A 20,869-nucleotide genomic window follows, 5' to 3' on the forward strand; every position below is an offset into this window, starting at 1 on the left:
GTGCCCACTCGACGTTCGTCAGATCACCACGACCCATATGCCAAGAGTGACAAGACCAGCGCTCACCGTCAGGAGATCTAAGAAACAGCTCCTAGCCGAGAGAACGCGACGCAACCGCGTAGCCTGACGGCCCCAATAAGAAACCCTTCCAAGATTTCACGTCGTCGCGTCCTCGTCGCCGTCGTCCGGCGCGGCTCGCGGCCGGTCGAGCAGGATGATCCCGGACGTGGTGAGGGCGTCCGGCTCGCCTGCCGCGCGGGGTCGGAGGCGGGGCGATGCTCTGGAGCGTCTCCGCCGGCTCGATGCTCATCGCGCCCCTGGCCGAGGTCGCCCCGCGCGGCAGATGGCGGACGGCAGGCAGGCCGCCGGTGGCGCCGCTGCCCACGGCAGTGATCAGCGTCGACCGGGTCCGGTCGATCTGGTCATGACCGGCTCGACCGGAAGCCGTCGATCAGCCCGAGCACCGCCGCATGAGCATGCTCTTCTCCCAGCAGTCACCGAAGTCGTAGCGGTAGCCGAGCCCGTCGCCTGCCTCGGGCGCGAGTTCGGCGTGGTTGTGGCCTTGGCATCGCGCGGCGGGGGTGGTTCGCGGCGATCCACGAGCGCCTGCCTCAGCGAGCGCTGCTGGACATCCTCACGCGCACCGCCTACCTGCTGAGATGGCACCGCCACTTCGGACCGGCTTCGGGCTCTGATCCCAAGATCCGCGACGCGACGGGCCGCTATGTGCTGACCGCCTTCTCCCACGGCACCCTGTTGGCCCCACCCAGGTCGCCGCGCACATGCGGGGCCAGGTCAGCGTGCACGAGCTGAGCCTGGCGGGCAACAAGCACACCACCGCCAGCAAAATCGACGCCGCGTCGGTCGATGTCATCAACGCCCTCAACCAGCTCGACGTCGCCGGCGTCCGGGGTGACGGGAAGCTGGGGTGACGGGAAGACGGTCGCGGCCGACGGCTCCCAGATCGGCACCTGGGAGGACAACCTGCTGGCCGAGACCTCCATCCGCTACGGCGGCCATGGCGGCATCGCCTACCGGCTCGTCTCCAACACCTACATCGCGCTGTTCTCCCGCTTCATCCCCTGCGGGGTGTGGCAGGCGGTCTACTTGATCGATGGGCTGCTGAAGAACGCCTCCGACATCCAGCCCGACACTGTCCCTTCGGTCTCGGCGCCCTGCTCGGGTTCGACCTGTTGTCACGCATCCGCAACTGGCATGACCTGGTCTTCTATCAGCCGGATGAGCAGGTCCACTACCAGCACATCGACTCCCTGTTCGGGGCGGAGGCGGTCGACTGGAAGCTGGCCGAGACCCACTGGAGCGACCTGCTGCGAACCGCGATCTCGATCCGCGAGAACAAGCTGTCATCGGTGACGCTTCTGCGCCGCCTGGGCGACCACTCCCGCAAGAACCGCCTGTATCGCGCCTTCCGCGAGCTCGGCCGCGCCATCCGCACCATCACCCTGCTGCGCTACCTGTCCGAGCCGGCCCTGCGCGAGCAGATCGCCGCCATCACCAACCGCACCGAGCCCTTCCACGGTTTCGCCGACTGGCTCATGTTCGGCGGCAAGCTGATCAGCCACAACGACCCCGACCACCACGAGAAGGTCGTCAAGTTCACGAGCTGCTCGCCAACTGCGTCATCTACTCCAATACTCCAACACCTGCGACCTCACCGACGCCGCCAACGCCCTGGCCGCCGAAGGCCATCCGGTCGACCTGGACGACCTGGCCACCATCTCGCTCTACATCACCCACACCATCCGCCGGTTCGGCAATCGGACCCTCAACCTCAGCCCGCCGACCAGGCACCCGCCAACCGGCTGGACCTGGAACCGCGTGTCCTGTTCGGAGCTTCACCCGCCCCCTGACAGCGGCAAAAATGCACTCGCTCGACCCACCGGGGGCCCGCTAGTGTCGCGCGGATGAGCAACGTTTCTCTGCCGCTGCTCTGGCTGTCGGGGCCTACGGGAGTCGGGAAGTCCACGGTTGGCTGGGAGGTGTTTGCGCAGCTGAGTCGTGCCGGCGTCAAGACGGCGTTTGTCGACGCTGACCAGATCAGTCTGTGCTACCCCATGCCAGAGGGCGTGACGCATCGCCTGCGCGCGCGGAATCTGGCTGCGATGTGGCCGAACTTCCGGCAGGAAGGGGTGCAATGTCTGATCCTTGCGGGCTTCGTTGACACTCCCGAGGAGGTTCGTGAGTACACCGTCCTTCTTCCTGAGGCCACGTTCACCGTGTGCCGGCTGCGCGTCGATAGCGCTGAGCTCAAGGAACGGTTCCTCGCGCGGGGATGGCGTCCGGATCTGGTAGAGGAGGCGGTCGTTGAAGCGGAAGCCCTGGAACGCAGCGACTACGCCGACGTGTGCGTGGATACGGGCGGCTTAGTGGTGTCCGAGGCGGCCCGGCTGGTCTGTGAGCGTGTGGGGGGATGGCCGGGTATTCTCCCCGCCGCGACGTTCCACAGTGTCGTCGACCCGCAGCACCCCTCGACCTCGGTGGATGCCGCACCCGTTTCCGTGCCGGTACCCGTGCTGTGGCTGTGCGGTGCTACGGCGGTTGGGAAGTCGACGGTCGGCTACGAGATTTTCATGCAGGTCTACCGGACCGGCGTGCGTGCCGCCTATGTCGATGTGAAGCAGATCGGGGCGCTGCGTCCCGTCGCGGACGACGACGTGGACAGCCATCGCCTCAAGGCCCGCAACCTTGCGGCCATCTGGGCGGGATATCGTGCGGCGGGTGCCCAATGCCTGATCGTCTCCGGGTAAGCCGACTCCGACGACATTGTCCGCGGCTACGCCGAGTCGCTGCCCGGAACCGCCTTGACCGTGTGCCGCTTGCATGCGGGGCCAGAAACGCTGGCTGAGCGCGTCGCGCAGCGTGGCCGGGGAGGCGGGCCGGCCCTACCGGGTGATGAGCTGAAAGGGCTGAACTCGGACACCCTGCACCGTATCGCCGAACGAGCGGCGTTCGAGGCCAAGGTGCTCGACAGCGCCGGGGCAGGTGATCTGCGCGTTGACACCGACGGTCGGTCGGTGAAAGCGGTGGCCGCGGACGTACGGGCTCGCGGCGGCAACTGGCCGAATCTCTTCCCCTGAACGCAGTCCTCTCGAGCAGGGTCAGCCGCCACGGACAGCGAAATCCCCAGTCTGACGGCTGAGGAGAGCCCATACCGATCACGGTAGCCGGGCGCACTCCCGCACAACGATGCGTTGGAAGGTACGTTCGCGGGCACGCCGTTCGCCATGCGGCTGCGCTACACCCGCACCTGGGTGCATACCGACGAGCACGGCCCACGCCAGCCCGGCATAACGTCACTCCCGCCTGCGCTATCATTCATGATCGTGTCGATGTGGTTGCACCTGGCGAAGATCGATGTCGAGCTGCTGGAATCCGTTCGGGCGAACCCCGACCTGATCGGCGCGATCTTCTTCGACGACGGGCAGGCGCCCGTCGGCTTCCATCATGAAGCCGATATGTTCGGAGATGACTACCGAACCCTCGATGCCGTCGCACAGAGCAGAGCCGAGGCCGAGCATGAGAGTGCGCAGTGGCGGGAGTGTTATCCCTGGCTCGCGGCGGCGACCGGCGAGACCGGTGAGAACGACGTGGAGGGCTACGAGTTCGACTACGGCCCGGCGTTCGTCCTCGATCCCGGCCAGGTGACGGCGATCGCGCAGGGCCTGATGGGCGAGGGATGGGGATTCGGCGCCGCTCGACGGGACGCGGCGGACGGCGCTTATGAGGGGTTCGAGGACCTCGGGCCGTTCTACGCGGCGGCGGCACGAGAGGGCAAGGCCATCGTGGGCGGGGTGAGCTGACCCGCTGCCGTAGCCACCGCACCGCTTCCGACGGGCTTTGCAACAGAGCCAAAACCTGTGGCCGTGCCTTGCTGGGCGCCCGCGAGGTGCCAATCATGGTGGAGAAGACATCCGGAGGGCGCGCCCACGCCGATGATGAACGTCGGCCAGGGGCCGCTCATCTGACCGTAAGCGGCGGCCGCCACCAGCGCGCCCAGCAGGCATGAGCGCCCAGCACGAAGGTCCGCGCCCAGAACCGCTCCCGTTCCTCGGGTTCTCCGGGCCTGACGTGCAGGAGGGCGTGCGCGCGTTGCGCGAGAAGCGGCCGCCGAGCTTCTAGCTGCGGAAACGTCACTCACGGGTGTAGACGCAGGTGCCGCCGCCGCAGGACGGGTCGGCGTTCCAGGCGTCGTCGTAGGAGACCGTGCGGTGCCGCTTGATCGCGCCCGACTTCACCACGGCCTGGTGGTGCCCCGGCGGCACCAGGCCCTCGAAGTGCTTCACGAAGTTGCCGAGGATGTTCCTGTAGTAGATCCGGTGCCGGGCCCAGAGGTTGCTCGACGAGCTCTGCGGGGTGCAGTTGGCGACGTAGCTCTCGGCGATGCTCTGTTTGAAGCCGCCGAAGTCGAACGTGCTGTACGACTTGGCCGGCAGGCCTGGCACGCCGTCGTCGTGCCAGAGCGTCCAGCCGAAGGGCGACCAGGTGCAGGTCGACGTGCCGGAGCGGACCGCGCTCGCCGGGGCGGTCAGGCCGTCCGCCGTGACCGGCTCGCTGGTGATCCTGCGCCGCTGCAACTCGGCGGGCAGGTCGGCGCCGTGGGCGACGAGACGCCGGGGGACCGCGACGTCGGGCGGGGTGATCTCCCTGATCCCCGTGCTGGCTGGACCACCTGGAGAGGGTGCGGGCCCCGCCTGTGGGACGCGTGAGCGCGCCTGCCGTACCGGCGATGCTCAGGACGGGGTGTGCCGGCCCGTCAGGCTGCGTGAATGGGCTGTCCGGTAGTGCGAGGGCGGGATGCCGTACCGGCCGACGAAGGCCTGACGCAGTGACTCCGCCGAGCCGAATCCACACCGTGCGGCCACGACCGGCATCGGCAGCGACGTCTCGGCCAGGAGGTGGGCGGCCGCCTCGATCCTGGCACGGCGGACGAACTGCCCGGGCGCCTGGCCCAGGTGCTCCATGAACAGGCGCGTCAGATGGCGCACGCCGACGTTCGCGACGGCCGCCAGCGCGGCCGTGCTGAGATCGCCGCCCACGTTGGCGTGCACGTGGTCGACGACCCGCCTGACCGCGTCGTGGTCGGGCGGCGGCGCCTCGGTGAAGATGCTCATCTGCGCCTGGTTGCCCGGCCGCTGCAGGTAGGTCACCAGCTCACGGGCCAGCAGCCGGGCCAGGCCGGCCCCGTGATCCTCCTCGACCAGCGCCAGCGTCAGGTCCAGCGCGCTGGTGATGCCCGCCGACGTGGCCACGGTGCCGTCCCTGATGTAGATCGGCGCGGGGTCCACGACGGCCTTCGGGCTGCGCTCGGCGAGGTCGCGCGCGAAACGCCAGTGCGTGGTGACGCGCTTGCCGTCCAGCAGCCCGGCGGCCGCCAGGATGCTCGCGCCGGTGCAGACCGAAGCGGTGCGCCGGCTCACGCCCGCCAACCGGCGCACGTGGCCCACGATCACCGGGTTCGCGGCGGCGCGGGTGTGCCCCCAGCCGCCGGAGACGAACAGCGTGTCGAGCGGCCCGGTCACCTTCTCCAGTGCCTGCTGGGCGTTCAGCGTCAAGCCCGTGGCGCAGTCGACGGGACGGGCGCCCGGGCTGACCACCACCGTCCGGTACGGCTCCCGTAACGAGCCGATCACGTTCGCCATCGCCAACGTGGTGGTGACGCAGGCGATGTCGAGCAACTCGGCATCCTCGTAGGCCACCACCGCCATCGGACGTTCCCGCATGAGATCACCCTAGGTCGACCCGCCGGCCTCCCGGCATCACCCTCACAGGAGGATCAGGATGCCCACGCCCAGCGTGAGGTCGAGCACGCCGCACCACTCGGCGAGTGACCTGCTCACGACGGCGTTCGCCCGCCAGTGGTGCCAGTCCCATACGGCGTGCGCGATCAGGGCGCCGGCCACCAGGTATCCCGCCGAGCCCGGCACCACGTATTCGGCCGTCACCGCCAGCGCGCCGAAGGCGAGCATGGCCGGCACCTGCCATCCGGCGGGCGGCGCGCCGCGGAACCGGCCGGCCAGCAGAGACCCCACGGCGAGCACGAGCGCGGTGCCGACCAGCACCGGCCACGGATCGCCGTCGAGGACCCCGAACCCGAACAGGACCGCGACCAGCACGCCGAGAGCCGGCCACGCGACGCCGCGCCTGCCGGCCAGCGCGCAGGCCTGGTAGACCATCGCCGACAGCAGGACGACCACGGCGAGCTCGCGGCCGTCCTTCAGGTCGGCGAGGTTCACGGCGGCGAAGGCCAGGGCGAACCAGGCCGGCCAGCGCGCGGCCAGGGCCCTCCCCATCTGGCCGAGACGGGACAGCGGGTGCGTGCCGTTGCCGGCTGATACCGGAGCAGGACGAGTCATGGGTCCACGGTGCCCCGGCGCGCGGCCCCGGCCGCCGAACCGGACGGGCACATGTCCGAAAACCTGGGATGCCGGTCTTTCCGGCAGGGGAACCTTCCTGCCGGGGTCCGTCTCACGGCCTACGGCAGGTCGGCAGTCCCTCGCGGTAGGTCGGGTAGGCGGGCGTCCACCCCAGCTCACGCTTGGCCCGCTCCGAGGAGATCCTGATGCGGGTGCCGGCCATCAGCGCGTGCATGTAAGGGGTCGCCCTCAGCATCCACGCGGGCAGCCGCATCGGCGCCGCCGCGCCCGCGACCTCGGCCAGCGCGCCGACATACGTGTCGAAGGCCACCGGCTCGTCATCGGCGATGTTGTACGGCCGGCCCGCCGTACCCCGCTCCAGCGCGGCGACGGCAGCCGAGGCCGCGTCCCCGATGTGGATCAGCGAGACGACCCCCGCGGGGCGGACGGCCGGCAGCAGGCGCTTCCTGGCCATGTCCATGAGCGTCCAGGTGGAGACCTCCGGGCCGTAGAACATGCCGTAGCGCAGCGCCACGCCCTCGATGCCCGGGGTGGAGAAGGTCTGTTCCTCGTTGGCGCGCATCGAGCGCATGTGCACGTCGAAGCCCCTGCCCTGGCCGGGCTCGGCGAACGGGCGGTCCTCGGTGACGGGCTCCTCGCCGTGGTCGCGGTAGCCGTACCCGAGGAAGAACGACTGGGTGACGAAACGGTGCGCGCCGACCTTCCGGGCGGCCCGCAGCAGGTGGGCCGTGCCCTGGTCGCGCAGCCGGTCGGTGGCGTGCAGGTTCCGGTGGAACATCGGCATGCCGGTGATGGCCGTGGCCTGGTGGATGACCGCGTCGGCCCGCAGCCCGCCGACCGCGGCCAGGAGCGCGTCGCCGTCCATCAGGTCGGCCACGACGGGCGTGGCTCCGGCGGCGACGAGCCTGGTCGCGCCGCGGGCGGACCTGGTGATGCCGAGCACGTCGTGGCCGGCCTCGCGAAGCTGGGCGACCAGTGCGGTGCCGAGGGTGCCGGTGGCGCCGGCGAGCAGCACTCTCATGCCTGACCCCCCTTGCGCAGCGCGCGCAGGCGCGCGACGAGCGCGATCCCGGCCAGGGCCGAGAAGAGCGCCAGGACCCACCAGTCGGAGGGACGGCCACCGCCGAGCTTCAGGTCCAGCGCGTGGTTGACGGCGTGGAAGGAGTTGGCGACGACGAACCCGGTGAGCACCACGGCGATGACGTCCCGCCACCACAGGGCGGCGAGCATCATGACGCCGATGCCCATCTGGAACACCCCGGCGTCATGCAGGAAGTGCACGTGGTTGGGCCAGTTGGCCCAGGCGGCGAAACCGGCCGGGTCGATGCGCATCCATATGCCGGTGACGAGCATCGTCGCCGCCGAGACGACGATGGCGATCCTGATGAAGAGATCTCGCACGATGGTTCCTCTCGTTGGGCTTCCACGAACAGGACGGGCCGGACGAGAGCGGCTGTGACACGACATGCCGGTGATGTGGATCACAGATCACCAGGACCTGCGCTGAACGGATATCTATGCACAAACTGGGCACGGGTCGGGGTGGGGGAGACGCCATGACAATGCGGGGAGGAATCATGACCGATACCCAGACTCGCCCGTCTGAGGCGCGCCCGTCCGGCGAGCTCACGCTCGACCTGCCGCTGGTCACCATCCAGGTCCGCCGGCCGGCGCTGCGGATGCCGGCCATGCCGCACATCGAGCTGCCGCATCTGGAACTGCCCAGCCGCCAGGAGGTCGGTCATGCCGTGGATGTCGCCCGGACGTTCCTGCCTCCGCCCGAGCGCATCGCCTACTACGGCGCGCTGGGCGCGCTCGCGGCGTTCGGCGTGCTCGAGTGGCCGGTGGCGGCCGCGATCGGCGCCGGAACGATGATCGCGCAGCGCAGGCGCGAGGAGCGGGACCGCGAGGTGAAGGCGTTGCCGCCCACCGCGACGAGCACCGCCGACACCACCGCGCCGAAGACCACCGTGCCGAGGACCGCAGCACCGAAGACCACGGTGCCGAAGACCGCAGCACCGAAGACCACCACGGCGAAGGCCACGACGGCGAAGGCCGACACAGGCAAGGCCGATATCGCGAAGTCGGACACAGGAAAGGCCGACACAGGGATGTCGGACAGGGAGAAGGCCGAGGTGGCGAAGGCGAGCACGGCGAAGACCACCGCCGCGCGGGGTTCCGCCAAGCGGAGGGCCGCCTCCACCGGCTCCCGGGCGCGCTCGGGCGGGTGAGGCCGGCCTCCTCCAGGCCGCGGAGTCGCCGGTCGCGCGTCGCCCAAGCCCCCCTGACTCTTACCGGGACGGCGCTGCTTCCCGGCACCCGAGCCCATGCGGTTGGACCGCTACGCGCAGCTGGGACATCGCGTCGCGCACGCGGTCCGGCCGAGCCCGGCCTAGCCGATGACGAGCCCGGGGAAGGCCGCTCTGCCGTACGCCGGCAGCGGGTCGGTGTCGATGCCCGTGTCCCCTGCGAGAGCGGCGTGGGCCGTCCCCTCTGGCAGGACCCCACCTGCGGCCCGGCGGCGCCCTTCCGCACGTCGGCGCGAACGGCCGGCGAGTCCCGGCGGGAAGCCGGCGGCGCTCGGCCGCGGGCGTCCTTGTCGCGACGAGCGTCCGGACGACGTTCGGTCTGCACGACGACCGGCTCGAGTTCAGCCACATCGGTGACGGGATCGAGCGGGTCGGCAGCAGGATCGGCCTGAGCGAGGCCGTCGTGGACCGCGGCGCGGGCCGGCCGCGCCCCGTCATCGGCGTGCGGTCAGTGCGCCTTCTCGCCCTTGGCGTTGAGGGCGTACCACTCGGCGCCGAACGCCTCCTTGTCGTGCCCGTACACGTCGCCGGGCTTCTTGTCGTCGTGGTAGCGGTAGAGCGGCCACTTGCCGTAGACGACCTGGGTGCCGTCGTCGGTACGGTCGGCGGTCTTGAGCAGGTCGGCCTTGGCGCCTTCCGAGGCCTTGGGCTCGCCCTTGGTCAGGTAGGGCGGCCACTCCTTGGCGCACGCGTCGTAGCAGGTGGGCTTGCCGTCCTTGTCCTTCTCGAACATGTAGAGCGTCATGCCCTTGTCGTCGACAAGGATCTTGCCGATGCTCGACGACGTGACGCGGACCGCGGCCGGTTGCATCGGCGTGGCCACGGCCGGGTGGACCGCGACCTGCTCGGAGGTGCGTTGCTCGGCTGTGCCGCCGCAGCCCGCGATCACGAGGAGGGCGGCAGCCGGCACGAGTAGTTTCCTCATGGAAGCACAACGTAACCGGTCGCCCGCCGGTTCAGCCGGACGGCTCCGGCGGGCGGCCGTAAAGCTCTGGCGCGGGAATGGTCAACGCCGCGGGCGGGCGGTGCCGCGCCTGGCGGCCATGGATCTGGGTGAGACGTGCCGTCTCACCGGGAGAAGAGCCGGTCGAGATGGGCGGTGAGCAGGTCCACGGCCGTCTGACCGGCGTACTGCCCGGCCAGCACGCTGGACTGCAGTCCGGTGATCAGCGCCAGGAGGATGGCGGCCTCCGTGTGCGGATCCTCGCCGCGGTGACCTGGCCCGCCTCGTGGGCCTGCCGGATCCGTTCCGCCACGAAGTCCCGGAGCGCGTTGGCGTAGGTCAGCCCCTCCGGCGCGAGTTCGGGCTGCGTGAGCGTGAGGACGTAGTGCGCCTGATAGGCCAGCACGATCCGGCGGCCCTCCTCGTCGGTCGGGATCAGGGCGCTCAGCCCGCCGTACAGGAACGCGCGGGTGGTGTCGTCCGTTGTCGCGGTGGGCGTGCACAGGACCGCGTCGAACGCCTGCGGAACAGGTGTGTCCATGGTCGCGCTCTGTGATCGGATGCGTTCCAGCGACGCCACCGCAGGGTCGGACGAGCGCAGGTCCGTCAAGGTGACGGCAGCGTCGAGCCGGCGTCGGCGAGGGCCAGGCGTCCCGTCACGTTCGTCTGACCATGACGTAGAGCAGCAGGACGGCCAGGGCCACCAGGGCGGCGCCCAGGAACAGCGCGAACAGCCGTCTCCTGGCCGGCTCGGCGCCTGGGGACGCCCGCTTCGACAGGCGCGCCTGCCTGGCCGCCAGGGCGTCCTCCCAGTCTGCGAGCGTGTCGCGGTCGGTGAACCTGCGGATGATCAGCAACAGGAACGGCAACGCCACGCCCGCCATGGCCATGGCGGCGCCGGGCACCCATCTGGACGTGGTCATCGTCAGCCGGATCCCGCCGACGACCAGGACGACCGCGAGTCCGAGCGCCACGGCCGAGCGGCGGGTCAGGTTCATCGCCACCGCGGCCTTGACGGCCCCGAACGCCACGGACAGTGCGCTGATCCCCAGCTCCGCCGCCCCCTCACCGTCGGCGAGCCACTGCTCGAGGTAGCGCTCGCGCCGCGCCTTCCCGGGCAGGATGGCCACGGCTGTGACGATGATGCCCCGGCTCAGCGCGTCCACCTCAGACGCCCGGCTGCGGCTGAGGCAAGCTCTGGCCGATCGGCCGGCGCGCGGTCGCGTACGTGGCGACGACGCGACGCGCGGCGGGCAGGGCGTCCCCCGTCAGCCGGTAGAGGCGACGGCGGGGCCCTTCCCGCGCGGAGTCCGGCTCCCAGGTGGAGACCACCCATCCGCTGCGCTCCAGCCGGTCGAGTACGAGGTAGACGGTGCCCGGGGCCCGACCTGACGCCTTGATGATCTCCAGCCCCCAGCGTGCGTCCAGGTCGGCCATCAGGGCCTCGACCACGTCCGCGGTAGCCGGTGTGATCCTCGACAGAGGCTGCATGATCGCCACTCTATTTCCCGCGTGGGGGACGTGGGCGTGGCCGGGCTCCGCTCTTCCCGGTGCCGGGGCCGTCCTCGATCACCGACAGGACCGTCGCCTCGATCTCGTCAGCGTCGGCCGTCAAGGACCCCGGACCCGGATGATTAGGGACCTTTGTCCCTGGAGTGTCGACTGCACCGGTGGTGGACTCAGGAACCGTCCACTGCCTGGAGATTCGAAGGGCGACACCGTGTCGATCACCGATTACTTCACCCATAGTTTCCGCGCCGAGCACCGCCGGCTCCGCGATCTGTTGCTGTCGCTGGTGGACGCCTTCCGGTCCGGGGACACGGCTCGGGTCAGGACCTTGGTGTCGTGCGTGTCGGCCGCGGCGGGGCCGTCCTTCCGCTACGAGGAGGAGGCCATGTATCCGGGCCTGGTCCCCATCGTCGGCCGGGAGCACGTGGCCAAGCTGTTCACCGACCACGACGGCGCCATCCGGGAGCTGCGCGAGCTGAACGACGTGTCCCGAGCCGCCGAACTGGACACCGAGCGGGGCATCAGGCTCACGCGGGCGCTGCTGCGGCACGTCAGCGACTCCGACGGGCTGGCGCTCATGGCGGAGGTCATGCCGGAGGACGACGTGGTGCACATCCTGGCGTCCCGTGACGCCGTGGTCGAACGCGACCTCGACGTGCTGGCGTGGGCGGACCAGGTGCGGGGCGGGCGTGTCTGAGCCGCGGCCGGTCCTCATCCAGGGCGGGATGGGCGTCGGCGTGTCCGGATGGCGGCTGGCCCGGGCCGTGGCGCGGACCGGGCAGCTGGGTGTGGTCTCGGGGACCGCCCTGGACGCCACGCTGGCCAGGCGGTTGCAGCTCGGTGACCCGGGCGGCCACGTGCGTCGGGCGCTGGCCGCGTTCCCGGTGCCCGAGATCGCCGATCGGGTCCTCGGCCGCTACTTCGTCCCGGGCGGTTCGGGCGCCGGCGTGCCGTACCGGCCCATCCCGCGGCTCGGGCTGCGCGGCAACCGGTCGCGGGACGAGCTGACCGTGGTGGCGAACTACGTGGAGGTCCTGCTGGCCAAGGAGGGGCACGACGGTCAGGTCGGGATCAACTACCTGGAGAAGATCCAGCTGGCCACGCCCGCGGCCGTCTACGGCGCGATGCTCGCCGGTGTGGACCACGTCCTGATGGGCGCGGGGATTCCCGCGGAGATCCCGGGCCTCCTCGACGCTCTCGCGGCACATCGGCCGGCCGGGATCTCGGTGACCGTGGCGGGCGCGGAGGACACGCGGCACTCGGTGGGTCTCGACCCGGAACGGCTGCTCGGCCGCGGCCTTCCCGCGCTCCGGCGTCCCCGGCTGCTCGCGATCGTCTCCTCGCACGTCCTGGCCGCCTACCTGGCGCGGTCACCGCGGACCCGGCCGGACGGCTTCGTGCTGGAGTCGGCCGTGGCGGGCGGGCACAGCGCGCCACCCCGAGGGCCGATGCGGCTCGACGCGGCCGGCGAGCCCGTGTACGGCCCGCGCGACGAGGCCGACACCGCCAAGGTCGCCGCGCTGGGCCTGCCGTTCTGGCTGGCCGGCGGGTACGGCACGCCGGACGGGCTGGCGCGGGCGCGGGCGGCGGGAGCCGCCGGGGTCCAGGTGGGTTCGGCCTTCGCGCTCTGCCGCGAGTCGGGCCTCGACCCGAACCTGCGGCGCCTGCTGCTGCGCCGCATCGCCGAGGGCGACCTGACGGTGCGCAACGACCCAAGAGCCTCGCCGACCGGCTTCCCGTTCAAGGTCGCCGACCTGCCGGGCACCCTGTCCGACCCGGACGTCCATGCCGCCCGGCCGCGGCTGTGCGACCTGGGCTACCTCCGCGTGCCGTACACCAGGCCCGATGGCGCCGTCGGCTACCGCTGCCCGGCCGAGCCGGTCGAGACCTACGTCCGCAAGGGACGGCCTGAGCAGGAGGCGGCCGACCGGCGGTGCCTGTGCAACGGCCTGCTGGCCGCCATCGGCCTGGGCCAGCAGCGCGCCGACGGCTACGTCGAGCCCGCGCTGGTGACCCTCGGCCAGGACGTCGGCTTCCTGGACGGCCTGCCCGCGGATCATTCGGCCGCGGACGTGGTGGACCGCATCCTGCTGGGAGTGCCGGCATGACGGCGCCCGCCGTCTCCCCTTCGGCCACGCCCGCGCTGACGGCCGGGAACCTGGCCCGGCTCCATCACGCGGGTGCCGCGGCGATCTCGCTCAGCCTCGACGGCGCCACACCGCGGCGGCACGACGACTTCCGCGGCTACGACGGCGTGTTCCTCCGCACGATGTCGGCCTGCGCAGCTCGGCGGGAAGGGCCGGGCTCATCGGGGAGCGGCGTGTCCGCCGTCCGCCGATCGACGTCAACGCCGGTCGCGGCTTCGTGTTCGTCTCCCATACCGGGACCGTGCATCCGTCGGGTTTCCTTCCCCTGCCGGCGGGCGACGTGCGGGAGCGGCCGCCGGCCGACATCTACCGGACGTCGCCGCTCTTCCTCGCGCTGCGCGATCCGAGCCGGCTGACGGGACGCTGCGGTGCCTGCGAGTTCAGGCTGATCTGCGGTGGTTCCCGGTCACGCGCCTACGCGTCGGGAGGTGACGTGTTCGGCGAGGAGCCGTGGTGCTCCTACCAGCCGGGCAGCTTCCCCTACCAGGACGATCTGCGACATCACGGTTGACGGACCCGACGCGGCCGGATGCCCGCCCCGATGGCTGATCCAGCCTGGGCGGGCGTTTCGTCGTTCACCTCGGCCGCTGCCCAGCCGGCCGGCATCCCGGCTCCTCCGGCTTCCCCCGGGGAGCGTCTCGACGGCCGGTCGGAGCCGATCCAGAGCACCCACCCTGTCCGGCACCGGACGACACCGTCCGGACCTGCGCCTGGAAGGGCCGGTGGAGCGGCCTGCGGAATCTGCGGGACCGGGCCGAGCGGCTGGGAGGGCGCTTCACCGTCGAACCACGCCAGGACGGCGGCACCCTCCTGCGCCGGCAGGTCTCTCTGACGAGAGCCTGAAGCGGACCTACGACCGCGCGGGCCTGGTCAGGCGGCGGCGATAGACGACGTACGGCCGCCACAGATAGGCCACGGGCGCCGACCACACGTGCACCAGCCGGGTGAACGGCCACATCGCGATGAACACCCACGCGGCCAGGGCGTGCAGCTGGTACACCAACGGCACCCCGGCCATGATCTCCGAGTCGGGCCGGAACGTCAGGATGCCCCTGAACCACACGGCCACGGTGGCGCGGTAGTCGTACCCGCCGCCGAGCAGGTTGCGCCCCACCGTCTCGGCCATGCCCAGCACGATGACCACCGCGAACGCGGCGAACATGGCCTTGTCCATCCGCGTGGTGGTGCGCCGTACCCGGGGGTTCACGAACCGGCGCGCCAGCAGCAGGCCCAGGCCCGCCATGACCATCACCCCGGCGGCCGTCCCCGCGGCGATCGCCACCACGTGGTAGAGATGCTCGGAGACGCCGACCGCCTCGGTCCAGCTCTTGGGCACCAGCAGGCCCACGACGTGCCCGCCGATGACGGCGAACATGCCGAGGTGGAACAGCGGCGAGCCGAGCCGCAACAACCTGCTCTCCAGCACCTGGGTGGTGCGGGTGGTCCAGCCGAACTGGTCGGTGCGCCAGCGCCAGACGTGGCCGACGACGAAGACCGTGATGGCGACGTAGGGGATGACGACCCAGAGCGCGACGCTCACGGCCGCACCTCCGTTCCGGTGAGGTACTCGGGTGGGGCGAAGGGGGCCAGGCCGACCTCCTCGTCGGGCGGTCCGGCCAGGGCGAGGTCGGCGACGGCGGACCGCTCGGCCGCCGTCAGGCCGGGCAGGATCGCGCAGAGCGCGTCCATCACCAGCGCGTACGGCGAAGCCGCCTCGTGCAGCGCCGTGCGGATCAGCTCGAGGCCCTTGCGGTGCTGGCGCAGCGGCGCTTCACCGGTCGAGGGTCCGGCCAGGGCGGCGAACTCGCACACCAGGGGCAGGAAGTCGGGCAGCTCGTCGTCGGGCGGGGTGAGCCCGGAGACGCGGTAGCGCTGCTTGAGCGTCAGCAGGGCCATGCCGCGGCGGCGGGTGTCGCCGTGCAGGTAGTAGGTGAGGTAGAGGCTGGACCTGCGGCGCAGGTCGAAGGTCTCGACGTAGGCGCGTGCCAGGGCTGCCGGGTCGGCCTCGCCGTACCAGGTCGTGAACTCGGCGAGCGCCTCGCGTGAGGGGGAGGCCGGGAGCGCGGTGACGGCCTGCCGCAGGTCGGCGCGGGCGGCGAGCAGCTGCTCGTCGGGGTACTGCAGGAGCAGCGAGACCAGCCGCAGCAGCGTCGCGCGGTCCTGGGCGACCGGCGCCGGGCGGCGTGACAGCAGTTTCACGTGGGTTCCTTCCTGACGAAGAGCTTGAGCGCCATGCGCCCGTCGGAGCGGCGGCCGGTCACGCCGGTGGGGTGGAAGTCGTTCATGCCAGGCCCGCCCTCGACGTCGAGGCTGCAGCCGTCGGCCTGGGCCGACAGGGCGGCGGCGTCCTCGCGGTGGGCGGCGGGCACCACGTAGCGATCGTCGTACTTGGCGATGGCCAGCAGCCGGTACATCTCCTCCATCTCGGCCGCGGTCATGCCGGTGGCCTCCAGCAGGTCGGTGGCGACGGTGCCGTCGAGGGTGCGGTCGCGCATGTAGGCGCGCATGGCCGACAGCTTCATCAGCACCCCGGCCACGACCTCGGTGTCCCCGGCGGAGAACAGGCCGGCCAGGTACTCCAGGGGGATGCGCAGGTCGGTGATGGCGTGGAAGACGTTGTCGGGGTCGTCGGCGTCGGCTCCCATCCCGGTCACGGCGTCGAGCACGGGCGACAGCGGCGGGATGTACCAGACCATGGGCAGCGTCCGGTACTCCGGATGGAGGGGCAGCGCCACGCGGTACCGCATGGCCAGCTCGTAGATGGGCGAGCGCTGCGCGGCGGCGATCCAGTCCTCGCTCATCCCCGAGGCCCGGGCGGCCGCGATCACGTCGGGGTCGTGGGGGTCGAGGAAGACCCGGCGCTGGGCCTCCAGCAGGTCCTTCGGGTCGGGGACGCCGGCCGCCTCCAGGACGGCGTCGGCGTCGTAGAGGATCAGGCCGATGTAGCGCAGCCGTCCGACGCAGGTCTCGGCGCACACGGTCGGCTGGCCGGCCTCGATCCGGGGGAAGCAGAAGGTGCACTTCTCGGCCTTGCCGGTCTTGTGGTTGACGTAGACCTTCTTGTAGGGGCAGGACGAGACGCACATGCGCCAGCCGCGGCAGCGGTCCTGGTCCACCAGGACGATGCCGTCCTCCTCCCGCTTGTACATCGCGCCCGACGGGCAGGCGGACACGCAGGCCGGATTCAGGCAGTGCTCGCAGATGCGCGGCAGGTGGAACATGAAGGTCCTGTCGAACTCCATCTTCACCCGCTCGGTCATGGCGGCGAGGTTGGGGTCGGCCGGGGCGTGCTCGGGGGCTCCGCCGAGGTCGTCCTCCCAGTTGGCGCCCCACGTGATGGCCATGTCCTGCCCGGTGACGGCGGACTTGGGGCGGATCACCGGGGTGTGCGGCCCGGCGGGGGCGTTGACGAGGGTGTCGTAGTCGTAGGTGGCCGGCTCGTAGTAGTCGTCGAGGCTCGGCAGGTCGGGGTTGGCGAACAGGTTGACGAGCCGCCTGATCCGGCCGCCGGCGCGCAGTTCGAGCCGTCCGCGGCGGTCGAGCCGCCAGCCGCCCTTCCAGCGGTCCTGGTCCTCGTACCGCTTGGGGTAGCCGACGCCGGGCTTGGTCTCGACGTTGTTGAACCAGACGTACTCCACGCCGTCGCGGTTGGTCCAGGTCTGCTTGCAGGTGACGGAGCAGGTGTGGCAGCCGATGCACTTGTCCAGGTTCATCACCATGGCCACCTGGGTGAGGACGCGCATCAGTAGGTCACCTCCTGGCCGCGGCGGCGGATCACTGTGATCTCGTCACGCTGGTTGCCGGTCGGGCCGTAGTAGTTGAAGGCGTAGGTGAACTGGGCGTAGCCGCCGATGAGGTGGCTGGGCTTGAGCAGCAGGCGGGTCAGCGAGTTGTGGACGCCGCCGCGCCGTCCCGACTTCTCCGTCAGCGGCACGTTCACGTTGCGGTCCTTGGCGTGGTACATGTACACGGTCCCGGTGGGCATGCGGTGGGAGACGACGGCGCGGGCGACGACCACGCCGTTGCGGTTGTAGGCCTCGATCCAGTCGTTGTCCGCGACGCCGATCGCCGCGGCGTCGGCCACGCTCATCCAGATGGTGGGCCCGCCGCGCGAGAGCGCCAGCATGTAGGCGTTGTCCTGGTATTCGGAGTGGATGGACCACTTGGAGTGCGGGGTCAGGTAGCGGACGGTGACCTCGGCCGCGCCGCCGTCGCCCTGCTCGCCGTAGTGGCGGTGCATGTTGAGCGGCGGGCGGTAGGCGGGCAGCTGCTCGCCCAGCTCGGTGATCCAGTCGTGGTCGAGGAAGAACTGCTGACGTCCGGTGAGGGTGTGCCAGGGCTTGTCGCGCTCGACGTTGACGACGAAGGCCGAGTAGCGGCGCCCGCCGGTCTCCGAACCCGACCATTCGGGGGAGGTGATGACCGGCTGCGGGCGCGACCGGGTGTCGGCGAAGGTGATCCGCTTGCCCTCGTGCTCGGCCGCCAGGTCGGCCAGCCGCGTGCCGGTGCGCCGCTCCAGCGTCTCGAAGCCCTGCGTGGCGAGCCGGCCGTTGGTGGTGCCCGACAGGGCGAGGATCGCCTCGCACAGCCGCTCGGCCGTGGCCAGCGAGATCCGCCCCTCCGGGGTGACGCCGTTCTGGCTGCGCAGGTAGGTCAGTTCGGGGTCGACCCGGTAGGTGATGCCCTTGGTCGTCAGGCCCAGCTCGGCGAACAGCGGCCCCACGGACCGCACCCGCTGGGCCACGGCCGCGTAGTCGCGCTCGACCGTGACGATCTTCGGCATCGTCCGCCCGGGGACCGGCTCGCACTCGCCGTACTTCCAGTCACGCACCCGCCCGCCCGGCTGGGCCAGCTCGTCCGGGGTGTCGTGCGTCAGGGGTACGGCAAGCACGTCGGTGCGCCGCCCGAGGTGCCCGGCGGCCAGCTCGGAGAAGCGGTCGGCCAGCGTCAGGAAGGCGTCGTAGTCGCTGCGGGTCTGCCACGGCGGCGCGATCGCGGGGTTGAAGGCGTGGATGAAGGGGTGCATGTCCGTGGTGGACAGGTCGTGCTTCTCGTACCACGTCGCCGCGGGCAGCACCACGTCCGCGAACAGCGCGGTCGAGGTCATCCGGAAGTCGATCGTGGTGAGCAGGTCGAGCTTGCCCTCGGTGGCCTCCTGCCGCCAGGTCACCTCGGCGGGCCGCAGGCCCTCCGGGGTCTCCTCGTTGCGGGTCTCGGCGTCGGTGCCGAGCAGGTGCCGCAGGAAGTACTCGTTGCCCTTGCCCGAGGAGCCGAGCAGGTTGGCCCGCCACACCGTCAGCACGCGCGGGAAGTTGGCCGGATCATCCGGGTCCTCGGCGGCGAACCGCAGCCGGCCCGCCTTCAGCTCGTTGACCACGTACTCGGCCACCGGCAGACCGGCCGCCGCGGCCTCGTCGGCCAGCTCGAGCGGGTTGCGGTTGAACGTGGGGTGCGAGGGCAGCCAGCCCAGCCGCGCCGCCTGGGCGTTGCAGTCGGCGAAGGACCTGCCGGCGAACATCCCCGACCCCAGCGGGCTGGCCAGCTCGTCGGCCTTGATGCGCTCGTAGCGCCACTGGTCGGTGGCCAGGTACCAGAACGCCGTGCCGGCCATGTGCCGGGTCGGCCGCTGCCAGTCGAAGGCGAAGGCCAGGTGCTGGAAGCCCGTCACCGGGCGCACCTTCTCCTGGCCGACGTAGTGCGCCCAGCCGCCGCCGTTGACTCCCTGGCAGCCGGTCAGCAGCACCAGCGTGAGGAAGGACCGGTAGATCTGGTCGGAATGGAACCAGTGGTTGGTCCCCGCGCCCATCGCGATCATGGACCGGCCGTCCGTGCGCTCGGCGTTGCGGGCGAACTCCCTGGCGATCCTGGCGATCGTGGCGGCGGGGACCGAGGTGATCTCCTCCGCCCAGGCGGGAGTGTACGGCTGGGCCGCGTCCTCGTAGGACTCCGGCCACTCGCCCGGCAGGTCGCGCGCCACGCCGTACTGGGCCATGAGCAGGTCGAAGACGGTGGTGACCAGCAGGCCGCCGACCTCGGTCGCCGGCACGCCGCGGCGCATCACCGAGCCGCCCTCGGTGGCGCCCTCGTCGAAGCGGGGCAGGTCCACCGGCACCGCCTGGGTGCTGCGATCGATCAGGCTCAACACCGGCTGCTTGCCGTCCAGGCCGAGGTTCCAGCGGCCCTCGCCCTCCTGGCCCCACCGGAAGCCCAGCGAGCCGTTCGGCACGACGGTCTCACCGGTCTCGTCGTCGAGGAAGACGGTCTTGAACTCGGCGTTCTCGCTCTGCTCGCCCAGGTCGGCGGCGGTGAGGAAGCGGCGCGGCACGTACGCGTGGCCGCGGCGCTCCAGCGTCACCAGGAACGGCAGGTCGGTGTACTTGCGGACGTAGTCGGTGAAGTACGGCACCTGCCGGTCACGGAAGAACTCGGTCAGCACCACGTGCCCCATGGCCATGGCCAGCGCCCCGTCGGTGCCGGGGTGCGGGGCCAGCCAGTCGTCGGCGAACTTGACGTTGTCGGCGTAGTCGGGACTGACCGCGACCACCTTCGTGCCCTGATAGCGCGCCTCTGTCATGAAGTGGGCGTCCGGGGTGCGGGTGACCGGGATGTTGGACCCCCACATGATCAGGTAGCGGGTGTTCCACCAGTCCGCGGCTTCGGGAACGTCTGTCTGGTCGCCCCAGACCTGCGGGGAGGCGATGGGCAGGTCGGCGTACCAGTCGTAGAACGACAGCAGCGTCCCGCCGATCATGGACAGGAACCGCGTGCCGGCCGCGAACGACGCCATGGACATGGCAGGGATCGGCGAGAAGCCGGCCACGCGGTCGGGGCCGTACTCCTTGATGGTGTGCACGTGCGCGGCGGCCATCAGCTCGAGCACTTCGTCCCAGGTGGAGCGGATGAAGCCGCCCTTGCCTCTGGCCCGCTTGTAGGCGCGCGCCCGGTCCGGGTCGCCGGTCAGCTCGGCCCACGCCAGCACGGGGTCGCCGAGCCTGGCCTTGGCCTCGCGCCACATCTCCAGCAGCACCCCGCGCACGTAGGGGTAGCGCACGCGCGAGGGTGAATAGGTGTACCAGGAGAACGACGCGCCACGGGGGCAACCGCGCGGCTCGTACTCCGGCGAGTCCGGCCCCACCGACGGGTAGTCGGTCGCCTGGTGCTCCCAGGTGATCAACCCGTCCTTGACGAACACGTTCCACGAGCACGAGCCGGTGCAGTTCACGCCATGCGTGGACCGCACCACCTTGTCGTGGGCCCAGCGGTCGCGGTAGAAGCGGTCCCACGCGCTGGGGTCTATCTGGTGCAGGGTGCGCCCGTCGGCCGACACCTCGGCCTTGGTGAAGAACGTGCGGGCGGCGAGCAACGGTCCCATGCCGGGGACGCTGCCGATACGAGGTACGCCATCGGGCTTTGTGGTCATGGATCATCCTCATCGCGAAGAGCAACAGGCATGCTCAAGGGTTCCGGTGGTCGAGGACGTGACGGCAGGGACCAAAGTCCCTTTCCGCACGTCCGATCGGCCTGACGCGGGTCGAGCTGGCGGCGGTGGTGCGGAATGTCACCTGA

At 70.9% G+C, this 20,869-nt stretch carries 22 protein-coding genes and 1 pseudogene; 10 read left to right on the forward strand and 13 right to left on the reverse strand.

The window, feature by feature from the left end:
* Window positions 1–275 precede the first annotated feature (275 nt).
* The 6 genes and pseudogenes from ACWENQ_RS44310 to ACWENQ_RS44335 all read left to right on the forward strand — a co-directional run bounded on the left by ACWENQ_RS44310 (window position 276) and on the right by ACWENQ_RS44335 (window position 3,821).
* Complete coding sequence (locus ACWENQ_RS44310) at window positions 276–428, forward strand: hypothetical protein (protein ID WP_449929773.1); 153 nt, start codon at window positions 276–278, stop codon at window positions 426–428.
* Window positions 429–800: 372 nt separating this feature from the next.
* Window positions 801–932, forward strand: coding sequence for a hypothetical protein (locus ACWENQ_RS44315; RefSeq protein ID WP_449929775.1), 132 nt, complete (start codon window positions 801–803; stop codon window positions 930–932).
* Window positions 913–1,871 (forward strand): annotated as a pseudogene (locus ACWENQ_RS44320) (Tn3 family transposase). Before ACWENQ_RS44315 ends, ACWENQ_RS44320 begins: the two are co-directional and overlap by 20 nt.
* Before the next feature lie 54 nt (window positions 1,872–1,925).
* On the forward strand, window positions 1,926–2,768 hold the full coding sequence (locus ACWENQ_RS44325) for a hypothetical protein (protein WP_452419568.1): 843 nt from the start codon (window positions 1,926–1,928) through the stop codon (window positions 2,766–2,768).
* A 69-nt stretch (window positions 2,769–2,837) separates the two neighbouring features.
* On the forward strand, window positions 2,838–3,098 hold the full coding sequence (locus ACWENQ_RS44330) for a hypothetical protein (protein WP_452419569.1): 261 nt from the start codon (window positions 2,838–2,840) through the stop codon (window positions 3,096–3,098).
* Window positions 3,099–3,212: 114 nt separating this feature from the next.
* Entirely contained in the window at window positions 3,213–3,821 is a 609-nt protein-coding gene (locus ACWENQ_RS44335; RefSeq protein ID WP_449929779.1) for a hypothetical protein, read from the forward strand.
* A gap of 330 nt (window positions 3,822–4,151) precedes the next feature.
* On the opposite strand, the gene ACWENQ_RS44340 is transcribed toward ACWENQ_RS44335, so the two are convergent.
* From ACWENQ_RS44340 to ACWENQ_RS44360, 5 genes are all read right to left on the reverse strand, one after another.
* Window positions 4,152–4,595 carry a hypothetical protein gene (locus tag ACWENQ_RS44340; protein ID WP_452419570.1) on the reverse strand — a complete coding sequence of 148 codons (444 nt, stop codon included), beginning with the start codon at window positions 4,593–4,595 and terminating at the stop codon, window positions 4,152–4,154.
* 156 nt (window positions 4,596–4,751) lie between these two features.
* On the reverse strand, window positions 4,752–5,741 hold the full coding sequence (locus ACWENQ_RS44345) for a GlxA family transcriptional regulator (RefSeq protein WP_452419571.1): 990 nt from the start codon (window positions 5,739–5,741) through the stop codon (window positions 4,752–4,754).
* A 42-nt stretch (window positions 5,742–5,783) separates the two neighbouring features.
* Entirely contained in the window at window positions 5,784–6,374 is a 591-nt protein-coding gene (locus ACWENQ_RS44350) for a hypothetical protein (RefSeq protein ID WP_452419572.1), read from the reverse strand.
* 112 nt (window positions 6,375–6,486) lie between these two features.
* Window positions 6,487–7,416, reverse strand: a complete 930-nt coding sequence (locus tag ACWENQ_RS44355; RefSeq protein ID WP_449929791.1) for an NAD-dependent epimerase/dehydratase family protein — start codon at window positions 7,414–7,416, stop codon at window positions 6,487–6,489.
* Window positions 7,413–7,796, reverse strand: a complete 384-nt coding sequence (locus ACWENQ_RS44360) for a hypothetical protein (RefSeq protein ID WP_449929793.1) — start codon at window positions 7,794–7,796, stop codon at window positions 7,413–7,415. Before ACWENQ_RS44360 ends, ACWENQ_RS44355 begins: the two co-directional genes overlap by 4 nt.
* Before the next feature lie 176 nt (window positions 7,797–7,972).
* On the opposite strand from ACWENQ_RS44360, the gene ACWENQ_RS44365 reads away from it, so the two are divergent.
* Window positions 7,973–8,626 carry a hypothetical protein gene (locus ACWENQ_RS44365; RefSeq protein ID WP_452419573.1) on the forward strand — a complete coding sequence of 218 codons (654 nt, stop codon included), beginning with the start codon at window positions 7,973–7,975 and terminating at the stop codon, window positions 8,624–8,626.
* Window positions 8,627–9,152: 526 nt separating this feature from the next.
* Here the strand turns inward: ACWENQ_RS44365 and ACWENQ_RS44370 are convergent.
* The 4 genes from ACWENQ_RS44370 to ACWENQ_RS44385 all read right to left on the reverse strand — a co-directional run bounded on the left by ACWENQ_RS44370 (window position 9,153) and on the right by ACWENQ_RS44385 (window position 11,138).
* Window positions 9,153–9,629, reverse strand: a complete 477-nt coding sequence (locus ACWENQ_RS44370; RefSeq protein ID WP_452419574.1) for a COG4315 family predicted lipoprotein — start codon at window positions 9,627–9,629, stop codon at window positions 9,153–9,155.
* A 241-nt stretch (window positions 9,630–9,870) separates the two neighbouring features.
* Window positions 9,871–10,188 (reverse strand): hypothetical protein, encoded by a 318-nt coding sequence (locus ACWENQ_RS44375; RefSeq protein WP_452419575.1) that lies wholly within the window; start codon window positions 10,186–10,188, stop codon window positions 9,871–9,873.
* Window positions 10,189–10,303: 115 nt separating this feature from the next.
* Window positions 10,304–10,777, reverse strand: coding sequence for a hypothetical protein (locus ACWENQ_RS44380; RefSeq protein ID WP_452419576.1), 474 nt, complete (start codon window positions 10,775–10,777; stop codon window positions 10,304–10,306).
* Between the two features lie 37 nt (window positions 10,778–10,814).
* Window positions 10,815–11,138 carry a PadR family transcriptional regulator gene (locus tag ACWENQ_RS44385; RefSeq protein WP_452419577.1) on the reverse strand — a complete coding sequence of 108 codons (324 nt, stop codon included), beginning with the start codon at window positions 11,136–11,138 and terminating at the stop codon, window positions 10,815–10,817.
* A 229-nt stretch (window positions 11,139–11,367) separates the two neighbouring features.
* Between ACWENQ_RS44385 and ACWENQ_RS44390 the strand changes: the two genes are divergently transcribed.
* The 3 genes from ACWENQ_RS44390 (at window position 11,368) to ACWENQ_RS44400 (ending at window position 13,814) form a co-directional block, all read left to right on the forward strand.
* Window positions 11,368–11,853: a hemerythrin domain-containing protein gene (locus ACWENQ_RS44390; RefSeq protein WP_452419578.1), complete on the forward strand. Its 486-nt coding sequence runs from the start codon at window positions 11,368–11,370 to the stop codon at window positions 11,851–11,853.
* The gene (locus tag ACWENQ_RS44395; protein ID WP_452419579.1) at window positions 11,846–13,264 is read left to right on the forward strand and encodes a nitronate monooxygenase; all 1,419 of its coding nucleotides are present in this window, start codon (window positions 11,846–11,848) and stop codon (window positions 13,262–13,264) included. The genes ACWENQ_RS44390 and ACWENQ_RS44395 overlap by 8 nt, the downstream gene beginning before the upstream one ends.
* A gap of 280 nt (window positions 13,265–13,544) precedes the next feature.
* A complete protein-coding gene (locus ACWENQ_RS44400) occupies window positions 13,545–13,814 on the forward strand; it encodes a hypothetical protein (protein ID WP_449929802.1) in 270 nt (89 codons plus the stop codon).
* 339 nt (window positions 13,815–14,153) lie between these two features.
* Here ACWENQ_RS44400 and narI read toward each other — a convergent pair whose 3' ends face one another.
* From narI to ACWENQ_RS44420, 4 genes are read right to left on the reverse strand one after another with little or no spacing between them, the layout of a single operon-like run.
* The gene (gene narI, locus ACWENQ_RS44405) at window positions 14,154–14,843 is read right to left on the reverse strand and encodes a respiratory nitrate reductase subunit gamma (RefSeq protein WP_452419580.1); all 690 of its coding nucleotides are present in this window, start codon (window positions 14,841–14,843) and stop codon (window positions 14,154–14,156) included.
* Entirely contained in the window at window positions 14,840–15,502 is a 663-nt protein-coding gene (gene narJ, locus ACWENQ_RS44410; protein WP_452419581.1) for a nitrate reductase molybdenum cofactor assembly chaperone, read from the reverse strand. The genes narI and narJ overlap by 4 nt, the downstream gene beginning before the upstream one ends.
* The gene (gene narH / locus ACWENQ_RS44415) at window positions 15,499–17,046 is read right to left on the reverse strand and encodes a nitrate reductase subunit beta (protein WP_449929808.1); all 1,548 of its coding nucleotides are present in this window, start codon (window positions 17,044–17,046) and stop codon (window positions 15,499–15,501) included. Before narH ends, narJ begins: the two co-directional genes overlap by 4 nt.
* Window positions 17,046–20,675 (reverse strand): nitrate reductase subunit alpha, encoded by a 3,630-nt coding sequence (locus tag ACWENQ_RS44420; protein WP_452419582.1) that lies wholly within the window; start codon window positions 20,673–20,675, stop codon window positions 17,046–17,048. The genes narH and ACWENQ_RS44420 overlap by 1 nt, the downstream gene beginning before the upstream one ends.
* Between the last annotated feature and the right edge of the window lie 194 nt (window positions 20,676–20,869).

This window comes from Nonomuraea sp. NPDC004354, from assembly GCF_053602555.1.

What these genes read in the sequence shown, in the direction of transcription:
- ACWENQ_RS44310 (WP_449929773.1), top strand. Translation starts at nt 276, where the DNA reads ATGCTCTGGAGCGTCTCCGCCGGCTCGATGCTCATCGCGCCCCTGGCC.
- ACWENQ_RS44355 (WP_449929791.1), bottom strand. Translation starts at nt 7,416, where the DNA reads ATGAGAGTGCTGCTCGCCGGCGCCACCGGCACCCTCGGCACCGCACTG.
- ACWENQ_RS44375 (WP_452419575.1), bottom strand. Translation starts at nt 10,188, where the DNA reads ATGGACACACCTGTTCCGCAGGCGTTCGACGCGGTCCTGTGCACGCCC.
- ACWENQ_RS44385 (WP_452419577.1), bottom strand. Translation starts at nt 11,138, where the DNA reads ATGCAGCCTCTGTCGAGGATCACACCGGCTACCGCGGACGTGGTCGAG.
- ACWENQ_RS44345 (WP_452419571.1), bottom strand. Translation starts at nt 5,741, where the DNA reads ATGCGGGAACGTCCGATGGCGGTGGTGGCCTACGAGGATGCCGAGTTG.
- ACWENQ_RS44325 (WP_452419568.1), top strand. Translation starts at nt 1,926, where the DNA reads ATGAGCAACGTTTCTCTGCCGCTGCTCTGGCTGTCGGGGCCTACGGGA.
- narH (WP_449929808.1), bottom strand. Translation starts at nt 17,046, where the DNA reads ATGCGCGTCCTCACCCAGGTGGCCATGGTGATGAACCTGGACAAGTGC.
- ACWENQ_RS44365 (WP_452419573.1), top strand. Translation starts at nt 7,973, where the DNA reads ATGACCGATACCCAGACTCGCCCGTCTGAGGCGCGCCCGTCCGGCGAG.
- ACWENQ_RS44420 (WP_452419582.1), bottom strand. Translation starts at nt 20,675, where the DNA reads ATGGGACCGTTGCTCGCCGCCCGCACGTTCTTCACCAAGGCCGAGGTG.
- ACWENQ_RS44350 (WP_452419572.1), bottom strand. Translation starts at nt 6,374, where the DNA reads ATGACTCGTCCTGCTCCGGTATCAGCCGGCAACGGCACGCACCCGCTG.
- ACWENQ_RS44370 (WP_452419574.1), bottom strand. Translation starts at nt 9,629, where the DNA reads ATGAGGAAACTACTCGTGCCGGCTGCCGCCCTCCTCGTGATCGCGGGC.